The sequence below is a fragment of the Streptomyces oryzae genome, from assembly GCF_017676365.1.
Taxonomy (GTDB): domain Bacteria; phylum Actinomycetota; class Actinomycetes; order Streptomycetales; family Streptomycetaceae; genus Streptomyces; species Streptomyces oryzae.
In genome coordinates this window covers 20,477-27,971 of record NZ_JADKMA010000091.1, presented here as the reverse complement: position 1 = coordinate 27,971, position 7,495 = coordinate 20,477, and the positions used below count along the sequence as shown (strand labels likewise).

The window sequence follows — 7,495 nt, the reverse complement described above, 5'->3', positions numbered from 1 at the left end:
GGGGTTCGCCGGGTCGGAGGTCCAGTGGCGGCGGCCGAGGCTGATCAGACGGAGCTGGCGGCGGGCCGTGCGGCTCACGACGTCCTCCGGCGGGCCCTCGCCCTGGGCCGCCTCCAGGAAGGCGGAGGCGGTCATCACCATGTGGTCGACGTAGATCTCGCCCAGCATGCGCAGATCCTCGCCGCTCCAGCCGCGGGAGACCTCGTCATGGGCGAGCGCCTCGGCGACCTCCTCGGCGAACCGGTCGAGCTGGGCACCGATGGCGACCCGGACCGCCGCCACCCCGCCGTGCCGTTCGCGGCATACGAAGCGGATGTGCTCGGGGTGTTCGTGCACATAGCGGGCGATGGCGTCCACGAGGTGGTCGATGCGCTCGCCGTCCTCGGTGCGCTCGGTCAGCCCGGCCTGTATCACCGCGTGCAGGCTGCCCAGCGACTCCTCGACCAGGGCGACGCCCAGGTCGCTGACGTCCCGGAAGTGGCGGTAGAAGGCCGCGGGTGCGATGCCCACGGCGCGGGTGATCTCGCGCAGGCCGATGCTGCTGAGGCTCTGCTCCTCGAGCAGGGCGAGGCCGGCGTCGAGCAGGGCGCGGCGCGTGCGGGCCTTTTGCAGGTCCCGCTGCGAGTGGGGGGTGGATCGGGGGGTGGCGCTCATGGCTTCAGTAAACAGTTGTGCGCCGGGCGCCGCAATGCTGTAGCCTCAATCTCAGTGAACAATTGTCACCACACTTGTTCACCCACTGCAGCTACGAGTTGGGAGAAAGAGGAACTGATGATCTTCCTCGTCGCAGCGTTCCTCCTGCTGGGCGTCCTGGTGGGGCCGCCGGCCCAACTGCCGCCCGCCGTAACCTTCTCCGCAGCCGCGGTCATCGCCGCCTGGCTGCTGGTCTTCACCGTTCGCGAGCGCACCCGCCGCAACCGGAAGAGGAGCTGACCATGAGCACCGTACTGCTGCGCAAGGGCCGTACCCGGGTGGGTGACGCCGACGACATGGCCGTGGCCTCGTTCGTCATGGGCCTGGTCGGGCTGCTCGTCTTCAACATCGTGCTGGGCCCCTGCGCCCTGGTACTGGGCGGGCTGGCCCTCGCCCGCGGCACCGCCCGACGCGGCCGCGCCCTGCTGGGCACGGCCCTCGGCGCCGCGGATCTTCTTGTGCTGGCCGTACTGGTGACCGCGAACGGAACGGTGTCCTGGAGCTTCACGGGCTGACGGCCCGAAGGGGCCCTCTCACGCGCCCTTCGCGGCGTCCTGCTGCTCTGCGTCATTGCGGGCACCGCCGAAGCGGCGGTCCCGCTTGGCGTACTCCAGGCACGCGGCCCACAGATCGCGCCGGTCGAAATCCGGCCACAGCACGTTCTGGTAGACCATCTCCGCGTAGGCGCTCTGCCAGATCAGATAGTTGGACGTCCGCTGCTCGCCCGACGGGCGCAGGAAGAGGTCCACGTCCGGCATGTCGCGGTAGTACAGATACTTCGCGAGCGTCTTCTCGCTGACCTTGGCCGGATCCAGCCGCCCCGCCGCCACGTCCTCGGCGATACCGCGCGCCGCGTCCGCGATCTCGGCGCGACCGCCGTAGTTGACGCAGAAGTACAGCGTCATCGCGTCGTTGTTCTTCGTCTGCTCCTGGGCGACCTGGAGCTCCTGCACGACGGACTTCCACAGCTTGGGCATCCGGCCCACCCAGCGGATACGGATGCCCAGCGCGTCCATCTCGTCGCGGCGGCGGCGGATCACATCGCGGTTGAAGTTCATCAAGAAGCGCACCTCTTCGGGCGAGCGCTTCCAGTTCTCGGTCGAGAAGGCGTACAGCGACAGGTTTTTCACGCCCAGCTCGATGCACCCCTTGAGGACGTCCATGACGACGCCCTCACCGACCTTGTGGCCCTCCGTACGCGGCAGCCCCCGCTGCTTGGCCCACCGGCCGTTGCCGTCCATGACGACCGCCACATGGTTCGGGACCAGCTCGCCCGGGATCTTGGGAGGCCGGGCACCCGACGGGTGCGGCTCGGGCGTCGCGTACTCGCGCTGCTGCGACCAGGACAGCATTCCGCGGCGTGCCATTCGGTACTCAACTCCAGCGGGCGGGACTCAGGGGGACAGTGCTGACCCGCCCGAGCCTATCCGCTCCTGGCCGGTGGACGCCTGCCGGACGTAGCGCAGGGAACGCAGCCCGCGCTCCAGGTGCCAGTGCAGATACGCCGAGACCAGGCCCGAGCCCTCCCGGCAGTGCCGGGGCTCGGCGGCGTCCGCGGTCTCCCAGTCCCCGGTCAGCAGGGCGCCCAGCAGCCGCAGCGCCTCCGGGGACGGTACGACGCTGCCCGGCACCCGGCAGTCGGCGCACACCACGCCGCCCGACGCCACGGAGAAGAACCGGTTCGGGCCCGGCAGTCCGCACTTGGCGCAGTCCGCGAAGCTGGGCGCGTAGCCGCCCATCGCCAGGGAGCGCAGCAGGAAGGCGTCCAGCACCAGGCCGGCGCCGTGCTCGCCCGACGCGAGGGTGCGCAGTCCGCCGACCAGCAGCAGATACTGCTGCACATTGGGCTCGCCCTCGTGGTCGGTGAACCGCTCGGCGGTCTCCAGCATCGCCGTCCCTGCGGTGTAGCGGTCGTAGTCCGCGACGATGCCCTGGCCGTACGGGGCGATCGTCTCCGTCTGCGTGCACAGGGGCAGGCCGCGGCCCACCAGTTCGCTGCCCCGCGCGAAGAACTGCACGTCGACGTGGCTGAACGGCTCCAGTCGCGCCCCGAACTTCGACTTCGTCCGCCGTACACCCCTGGCCACGGCCCGGACCCGCCCGTGCCCCCGGGTGAGCAGCGTGATGATGCGGTCGGCTTCGCCGAGCTTCTGTGTGCGCAGGACGATGCCGTCGTCGCGGAACAAAGTCACGACGCCGCCTCGCCCCGACCCGGCCGGGGGTCCGGGGGGTGCCCCCCGGAGGAACACAGCATGATGCGGTCGGCTTCGCCGAGCTTCTGCGTACGCAGGACGATGCCGTCGTCGCGGAACAGGGTCATGGACGCATTGTCCCGCACCCGGCGAGGGGGGGCCGGCAAGAGCGGGGGAACCGTCCTCCGTCAGGCAGGGGCGGTACCCGGCGTGATGAGGCCCGACTCATAAGCGGCGATCACCAGTTGTGCCCGGTCCCGCACGGAGAGCTTGCCCATGATGCGGCTCACATGCGTCTTCGCCGTGAGTGGGGACAGCGCCAGCGCGTCCGCGATCTCGGTGTTGTTCAGGCCACGCCCGACCAGGGCGAGAACTTGCCGCTCCCGCGCCGAGAGCGCCGCAAGGGCCTCGGGATACGGCGCACCCGGCGCATCGGGCGCCGGGGCGCGCAGCACGCGGGCGATCAGCCTGGCGGTCGGCCCCGGCGAGAGCAGCGCCTCGCCCGCGGCGACGGTACGGATCGCGTCCAGCAGCTCGGCGGGGCGGGTGTCCTTGACCAGGAACCCGGAGGCACCGGCGCGCAGCGCCTCGACCACGTGCTCGTCGGTGTCGTAGGTGGTCAGCACGAGGACCCTCACCCCGGCCAGGTCCTCCTCGGCGGCGATCTGCCGGGTGGCCTCGATGCCGTCCAGGTCGGGCATGCGGATGTCCATGACGACGAGGTCCGCACGGGTGGAGCGGGCCAGCGCGACGGCTTCCCGGCCCGTCGCCGCCTCCCCCACCACGGACATGTCCTCCGCGGAGGCGATGAGCATGGCGAAGGCCGCACGCACCAGCGTCTGGTCGTCCGCCAGGACGATCCGGACGGGGCTGCCGCCGCAGGGGGTTCTTCGCGCGGTCTCCGTCATGGCAGGGCCTCCCTCGGTGCGGCGGCGGACGTGGGCGTGGAGTCGGGCGTGGGCGTGGAGTCGGACGCAGGCGCGGCGCCGGAGGCAGCTTCGGCCGCAGGCGCCGGCGCCGCGGTGCCGGACGGCCGGGCGGGCAGCAGGGCGGTCACGGCGAACCCGGGCCGGAGAGTACGCGGCCCGGCCTCGAGGGTGCCGCCGACGCTGCGGGCCCGCTCCCGCATCCCGGCGATGCCGAACCCGCCGGGTCCGCTCGTACCCTCCCCGGGGACCGGAGCGGCGCCGTCTCCGCCGTCGTCGACGACAGAGACCCGCAACGCCCCGCCCACCCCCTCCACCACGGCGCGTACGGAGACGGACGCGCCGGCGTGCCGTACGGCGTTGGTCAGCGACTCCTGGACGATGCGGTAGGCGGCGGCGCCCACGGCGGGTGCGGGCGCCAGGGCGTGCGCCGTCTCGTGCACGGACAGCTCCACGTGCGCGCCCGCGTCGCAGGCGGCCCTGGCCAGGTCGGGCAGTCCGGACAGGCCCGGCAGCGGCTCCATCCCGTCGGCGTCCCCGGCGCGCAGCACCTCCAGGGTGGTGCGCAGCTCGGCCCGCGCGCCCCGGCAGGTGTCGGAGATGCCCTCCAGCGCCCTGGCGACGGCCTCCCGGTCCAGCCGCTCGGGGTCGGCGACCAGGACATGGGCGGCGACGGAGGTCTGCACGCCGATCAGGGTGATGCTGTGCGCGAGGAGATCGTGCAGGTCACGGGCGATCCGCAGCCGTTCCTGGGCTACGCGGCGGGCCGCCTCCTCCTCGCGGGTGCGCTCGGCGCGTTCGGCGCGCTCCACGACGGCGGCGAGGTAGTCGCGGTGGATCCGTACCGTCTCGCCGAACAGCACGCACACCACGATCCAGCCGGACGAGCGCAGCATGTCGCTCAGCTCGTGGGTTCTGCCGGTGCTGCTCATCACCGCCACCATCACCCCGACGATTGCGCCGAGGGTGGCGAGCGAGCGCAGCGGCGGCCCGGCGACGGCCATCGAGTAGAGGGCGATCAGCGCGCCCGGCACGGCGGCAAGGTGGGAGAAGTCCTGCGCGTGGTACGGGCCCACGCACACCACGATGCCCAGGACCGTGAGCCACGGCGCTCTGCGGCGCAGGACCAGCAGAGCGCCGGAGCAGGTCAGCAGCGTCCAGCCGAGCAGGGTGGGGAAGCGCCCGTTGGCGGGCGAGGCGCTGAGCACCATCACGGTCTGCACGGCGCAGACGGCCAGCGCGAGCAGCACATCCCGCAGGCCGACGCGCGCTCCCTGCTGCCGAGGCCGCAGGGAGCGCAGTACGAGGGAGTTCACCGGACCCCGGGGCAGCTGCACAGCCCCAATCCTGCGGTACGGGTCACCGGTTGCGGCACGGGGGTGCGGGCGTCACTCACGGCGTGCACCCTCGGCCCCGGTCCCGCCCCGGCTTCCCGCACGGAACAGCCGGCCCGGCCACCACATCCACCGCTTCAGCAACTGGGCGGCGGAGGTGACCAGATACGTCCGTACAAGGAAGGTGTCCAGCAGCACGCCGACCGCGATGACCAGCCCCATCTGAGCCATCAGCACCATCGGCAGCGTCGCCAGCACACAGAAGGTCGCGGCCAGCACGATGCCCGCCGAGGCGATCACCCCTCCCGTGGTACGCAGCGCGACGAGCGCGGCCTCGGTGACGGGCATCCCGCGCAGCGACTCCTCACGGGTGCGGTGCATAAGGAAGATGCCGTAGTCGACACCGAGCGCGACGAGGAAGACGAACGTCATCAGCGGGATGCCGGGATCGAGCCCTTCGAAGCCGAGCACCGGCTCGAAGACCAGCCCGCCCAGGCCCAGCGCGGCTCCCCAGGAGGCGACGACGGCGACCGTGAGGACCAATGGCGCCACCAGACTGCGCAGCAGTGCGACGAGGATGACCAGCACCGCGGCCAGCACCAGCGGGATCACCCGCATACGGTCGTCCGCGGTGGTCTCCTGCATGTCGAGCTGCTGCGCGCTCTGCCCGCCGACCAGCGCCTCGGCACCTGCCGGCCCGTCCAGCTCGCCGCGCAGCCGGTGGATGGTGGCCTGCTCGCCCGCGGACTCGGGGGCGTCCTTCGCGTACGCGGAGAACTCCGTCCAGCCGCCGCCGCTGCGCCCCTTCTCGACCCGTACGACGCCCTCGGTGCCGCGCACGGTCCGCTCGACGTCACCGGCCGCGCTGCTGCGGGCGAGCACCGTGAGGGGCTGGCTGCTGCTTCGGGGGAACGCCTGCTGCACCGTCTCCTGTGCGGAGACCGACTCGGGCTTCTCGGTGAAGGTGTCCTGCTCGCGCAGATCTCCGGGCATCGCGAAGTTGCCGAGACACAGCGCGCCGAGCAGCAGCACGCCGCCCAGCAGGACGGTGACCGGGCGGCGCCCCGCCGAGCTGCCCATGAAGCTGAACAGGGTGCGGCGGAGTGGCGAGGCGCTGCCGTATGCGGGGATCAGCGGCCAGAACAGCCGCCGCCCGAGCAGCACGAGCAGGGCGGGCAGCAGCGTCATCATCGCGGCGAGCGCGCAGACCACACCCACGGCACCGACCGGGCCCAGCGCGTTGACGCTGTTCATGTCCGCCACCAGCAGGCACAGCAGCCCCGCGGCGACCGTCCCGGACGAGGCGAGCACCGCGGGCCCGCAGCCGCGCAGTGCGGCCGTCATGGCGTCGAACGGCCGCTCGTGGCGGCGCAGTTCCTCGCGGTAGCGCGACACCAGCAGCAGGGCGTAGTCGGTACCGGCGCCGAAGATCAGCACGGTCATCACCGAAGTGTTCATGCTGGTGGCCGTCAGATCGAACGCCTGCACAAGCCCATAGACGAGCGCCCGCGCCGCCAGCGCCGCCGCCCCGACCACGAGCAGCGGTATCAGCCACAGCACCGGACTGCGGTAGGTGAGGATCAGCAGCAGCGCCACCACCACCGCTGTGCCCAGCATCAGCGTCGCGTCGGCCGACTCGAAGATCGCGCTGCTGTCCGCCGCCATGGCACCCGGGCCACCCAGCTCGACGGTCAGCCCGTCCCGCCCGTCCCCGGCACGGTCCCCGATGATCCGGTCCCGGATATGGTGCACCGCCTCGTCCCGTACGTCCTCGTCGCCCATCCCGGTGAGGGAGAAGGCGGTGAGGAGCGTCTTTCCGTCCTTCGACGGGATCGTGCGCGGGAGGGCGCCGGTCTTCTCGCCCGCGAGGGAGTAGTCGGCGGCGACCTGGCGGACCTGGTCGCGGGCCAACTCGCGGTCGGCGGCCGTCAGTCCGCCGTCGCGGTGGTGTACGAGCAGCAGTGCGCTGGTGCCGCCGCCGGGCAGCTGCTCCACGAGGTGCTGTACGCGGGTGGAGTCGGCGCTGCCGGGCAGGTAGTCGGTGGGCTTGTCACGGGTGACGTCCATGAGCTTGCCCGCGAACGGCGCCGCCAGTGCGAGGGCGACGATCCACAGCGCGATGACGGCCCAGGGGATGGCGCGCCGCCGGCTGCCTGCCGGGGCCCGGCCGCCGGGCGGCGGGGTGGGCGTCGCCGCCCGCTCGGTCACATGTGTCGCGGGTCCCATCCGGGCCCCCTTTTCGGTCCGTTGCTGTCGGGATGGCTGACTCCCGACCAGACTCCCGGCCCGCCGCGCCCCGATCGTCGCCCCCGCGACCGAACCCGCCACTACGCCCCCGGTCGTCCCGGGG

At 72.3% G+C, this 7,495-nt stretch carries 9 protein-coding genes; 2 read left to right on the top strand and 7 right to left on the bottom strand.

Annotated elements, in window-relative coordinates; all coding sequences use genetic code 11:
- A partial coding sequence (locus tag ITI46_RS18780; RefSeq protein ID WP_209240811.1) for a TetR family transcriptional regulator occupies nt 1–654 on the bottom strand: 654 nt, incomplete at its 3' end.
- A 117-nt stretch (nt 655–771) separates the two neighbouring features.
- On the opposite strand from ITI46_RS18780, the gene ITI46_RS18775 reads away from it, so the two are divergent.
- Together ITI46_RS18775 and ITI46_RS18770 are read left to right on the top strand one after the other, a co-directional pair.
- Nucleotides 772–933: a hypothetical protein gene (locus ITI46_RS18775; protein ID WP_209240810.1), complete on the top strand. Its 162-nt coding sequence runs from the start codon at nt 772–774 to the stop codon at nt 931–933.
- Between the two features lie 2 nt (nt 934–935).
- On the top strand, nt 936–1,208 hold the full coding sequence (locus tag ITI46_RS18770) for a DUF4190 domain-containing protein (protein WP_209240809.1): 273 nt from the start codon (nt 936–938) through the stop codon (nt 1,206–1,208).
- 18 nt (nt 1,209–1,226) lie between these two features.
- Here the strand turns inward: ITI46_RS18770 and ITI46_RS18765 are convergent, their stop codons facing one another.
- The 6 genes from ITI46_RS18765 to ITI46_RS18740 are packed head-to-tail and all read right to left on the bottom strand — an operon-like array spanning nt 1,227 to nt 7,371.
- A complete protein-coding gene (locus tag ITI46_RS18765; RefSeq protein WP_209240808.1) occupies nt 1,227–2,060 on the bottom strand; it encodes an isoprenyl transferase in 834 nt (277 codons plus the stop codon).
- A 27-nt stretch (nt 2,061–2,087) separates the two neighbouring features.
- Complete coding sequence (gene recO, locus ITI46_RS18760; RefSeq protein ID WP_209240807.1) at nt 2,088–2,885, bottom strand: DNA repair protein RecO; 798 nt, start codon at nt 2,883–2,885, stop codon at nt 2,088–2,090.
- Nucleotides 2,882–3,013, bottom strand: a complete 132-nt coding sequence (locus ITI46_RS35830; protein ID WP_307808229.1) for a hypothetical protein — start codon at nt 3,011–3,013, stop codon at nt 2,882–2,884. The genes recO and ITI46_RS35830 overlap by 4 nt, the downstream gene beginning before the upstream one ends.
- A gap of 60 nt (nt 3,014–3,073) precedes the next feature.
- Entirely contained in the window at nt 3,074–3,793 is a 720-nt protein-coding gene (locus tag ITI46_RS18750) for a response regulator (protein WP_209240806.1), read from the bottom strand.
- Entirely contained in the window at nt 3,790–5,148 is a 1,359-nt protein-coding gene (locus ITI46_RS18745; RefSeq protein WP_372451997.1) for a sensor histidine kinase, read from the bottom strand. Before ITI46_RS18745 ends, ITI46_RS18750 begins: the two co-directional genes overlap by 4 nt.
- Nucleotides 5,149–5,199: 51 nt before the next feature.
- Nucleotides 5,200–7,371, bottom strand: coding sequence for an MMPL family transporter (locus ITI46_RS18740; RefSeq protein ID WP_209240805.1), 2,172 nt, complete (start codon nt 7,369–7,371; stop codon nt 5,200–5,202).
- Nucleotides 7,372–7,495: the final 124 nt, after the last annotated feature.